The 547-nt window shown below is 35.8% G+C and carries 1 protein-coding gene; it reads right to left on the reverse strand.

The window, feature by feature from the left end; all coding sequences use genetic code 11:
• The coding region (locus AAX15_RS09570; RefSeq protein WP_046940113.1) for a hypothetical protein at window positions 1-547 on the reverse strand (547 nt) is incomplete at both ends.

The following is a 547-nucleotide window of genomic DNA, read 5'->3' on the forward strand; positions in this document are numbered from 1 at the left end:
TTACATCTTTCGCACCATCATAAACAGCGCTTTTAAGTTCATCTTCAGTTTTATATTGGCCACTATGAGCTTTATAGGATATCTCCCCTGCTTTATATCCTCCCGTTACTAACATTTCTGCCGCAACTGGGTTTCTAGCTGAAAGTACTGCTGTCTCTTGTAAATATCCAGCAGCCTTAGGAATAACTCTAACAGCAGCGACGCCGCCTCCCGCGGCTAAAGCACCTATCGCAAAAGATTGTGCCTGTTTACCGACATAACTGTCCCAAAATTTAATTTCATCTGATAGATATTTTGTTAACGCTGAGTCATTTCTTTTGATTTCTTTAGAAAAATCCCAGTTATATAAATCAGATACAGGAACATTCCACGATCTTGCTATTTTATGTAATTCAACAGCTAAATAATTCTTTTGCCCCTCTGTTAATTGGCTAGGATCTTTTTGGTTTAGGCGAATTAAAAAATTAATATAAGAATCTTTTTTCAATAATTCTCCGCCTCTATTTTTTTCTTTCTGTTTTAGCTCTTTTTCTTTTTCAAACTTTTC

This window comes from Haemophilus haemolyticus (assembly GCF_001008275.1).
Lineage (GTDB): Bacteria > Pseudomonadota > Gammaproteobacteria > Enterobacterales > Pasteurellaceae > Haemophilus > Haemophilus haemolyticus_P.